A 2,658-nucleotide genomic window follows, 5' to 3' on the forward strand; every position below is an offset into this window, starting at 1 on the left:
CACTGGGCCGCCTACTTCATGCTGGGTGTGCCGGAGGAGACTGTCGAGACCATCCGCGAGACGATGGACCTGATCGAGGAAATCGACCCGCCCTTCGTGACCCTCGCGCGGTTCACACCACTGCCGGGCACCGCAATGTACGACGAGGTAGTCGCCGCAGGCCTGCTGAGCCTCGACGAGCAGGACTGGACCTGGGGTCTGAACCAATCGGTGGGACGGTGCTTCTCAAAGCACCTCACGCAGCCGGAGTTCGAGACAATCATGGGCGACATAAGCATCCTTGTCGAACAGCACAACGCGCGCCATGGCACCTCGCACCAGGACCGGCGCCTGGTAGCCCGTCCCCAGGAGGCGGTGCTGGCAACTGTCTGAAGCCATCCGTCGCGCCTCCCGAGCTGGCTGCCCGCCACTGCAGTCTTACAGATACTTCCCAAAGAACTCATGCGCCTTGTTGTTGGCAAACGCATGCTCTCCAGCGGCCAATTGCTCCTCAATGAAGCAACCCGCTGTCCTGCACGCCCATTTCGATCAACAGTGGCCGTGGCGCGATCAGCCCGGCGATGTCCGGCACGCCAAAGTACTTGTAGATGTTCGGAACTGTCTAGCCACGTAACGACTATAGTTGGCTTCGCCACCCCGTTACCTTCCGTGCGGCCCCGTTTTCCCGTCAGCAGGAGGAGATGGGCTGTCTGCGTGGGAACTACCCTACCGCAGCGTTGCGCCGTTTCAGCGTGCCTCGTGCAACTCCTCACTATTCAGGATGGAAAGATGATAATCCTCCACGCCGGCTATCTCGCCGGTGAGCTGATTCTATGGGGCGAGAAACCCGTCGAGCCTGGCGGTGTCGTCCGCGTTCGTCGAGGGCGTCAGCCGCGAGTCCCCAAGCCACTGCCGTCGCCCTATGACGCCGGGGCCTCTGCCGTGAGTGAGGCCCTGCAGGAGGCGGCGGGACTGAAGCTGGGGCCGACGCAGGCCGGAGTGCCGACAGTCGTCTGGCTGCCGACCGTGGCCGGGAAGCCGGCGGCCAATGATGCGCTGATTGCCGAACGTCCGGACCCGGAAGCGCCGGTGTCGCTCGCGCCATGGATGGTAGGTGGACTCGCCCTGGCGCCGCAGCAGTGGGTGGACCTGCTCTGCCGGTGTGGCGACCAGCACACTCTGGCCCCCGGCGTCATCGTCGGCTATGACCTGCGCTACTGGGCCACAGCCCTGCGTTTCGCGGGGGCACTGGTGGCGAGACAGCAGTTTCTGCCTGGTCTGCGGGAGACCGAGGGTGAGTACCGCGCATGCTGGGAGCCGCTGATCACCGGGCCGGAGGTGGAGCGGCTGTCGCAGTTGGCGCGAGCCATGCCGCCGGCTTGCCGGGCTTTGGCGAAGGAGCGGACACCGGCTCCGCAGGCGGCGGCCCGCGAGGTACTGGCGTCCGGAGTGAGCTACCTGCTTGACCCGCTAGTACGCCGTGGCGCCATCACGACGGGGGCCGTAGGGCAGACGTTACGCAGAAAGCCCGGTGCCTCCGAGGTTCTCCACGATCAGTGGCTAAGCGCCCTCCGCTCAGCGGACGGGGTGATGACCGCAAACGCGCGGGACCTCGCAGAGTTCGCTGATCAGGTGAGGACGTGGCGTCATCCGCTGTCGGCGACGGCGGCGGCGCCCTTCCGGCTGTGCTTCCGCCTCGAAGACCCCGGCGTGTGCGGGTCCGAGAGTGGCCTCGTGATGGACCTGTCAAAGACCGGTGCGCCCTGGCGCGTTTCCTACCTGCTGCAGGCTGTTGCTGACCCAAGCCTGTTGGTCCCGGCGGGCGGGGCATGGGACGAGACCAAGCACGGAGTCTTTCAGGCCGCTGACCGGGCCTTCAATCCTAGGGAGCATCTGCTGCTGTCGCTGGGCCAAGCGGCGGGGCTGGGCCCGCGCATCGAGGAGAGTCTGCGAACAGCCGCGCCGACCGGCTACACAACCGACGAAGTCGGCGCCTACGAGTTCCTCTCAGACACGGCGGCGGCCCTCGAACAGGCGGGGTTTGGGGTGCTGCTGCCGGCGTGGTGGACGCGTAAGGGCACCAAGCTGCGCCTGCAGGCGCGCGGCAAGGCTGCCAGCCCGGAAATGCAGGTCCCGGGGACGATGTCGCTGGGCAGCATCGTCGAGTTCAACTGGGAGGTGGCGCTGGGCGACCAGACGCTGTCGCGCAAGGAGTTGGAGGCGCTCGCCAGGCTCAAGACGCCGCTGGTGCGCCTGCGGGGGCAATGGGTGCATATGGGCCGCGAGGAAATCCAGGCGGCGCTGGATTTCTGGAAACAGCGTGAGGCGGAGCCGGTCACCGCGCGTGACGTCCTGCACATGGCGCTGGGGCTGCGCGAGGCGCCCGGTGGCCTACCGGTCAGTGACGTCGCGGCCAGCGGGTGGCTGGGCGAGTTGCTCGGGCGGCTTCAGGGCTCGACGAGTTTCGAGGTTCTGTCGCCGCCGGGCGACCTACGCGCCGACCTGCGCCCCTACCAACTGCGCGGGTACTCGTGGCTCAGCTTCCTCAAACAATGGGGATTCGGCGCCTGCCTGGCCGATGACATGGGCCTGGGCAAGACCCTGCAGGCGCTGGCGCTGATCCAGCGGGAATGGGCGTCGAATGGGAAGCAGCCCGTGCTGCTGGTTTGCCCCACGTCC

Annotated in this window: 2 protein-coding genes; both read left to right on the forward strand. The window is 66.8% G+C overall.

All coding sequences use genetic code 11. The annotated features are described in order from the left end of the window. The coding region (locus tag LLH23_05390) for a hypothetical protein (GenBank protein ID MCE5237908.1) at nucleotides 1-372 on the forward strand (372 nt) is incomplete at its 5' end. Nucleotides 373-768: 396 nt separating this feature from the next. Further along, nucleotides 769-2,658, forward strand: a 1,890-nt coding sequence (locus LLH23_05395; protein ID MCE5237909.1) for an ATP-dependent helicase, incomplete at its 3' end; no start/stop codon positions are given.

This window comes from bacterium (genome assembly GCA_021372615.1).
GTDB lineage: Bacteria > Armatimonadota > Zipacnadia > Zipacnadales > UBA11051 > JAJFUB01.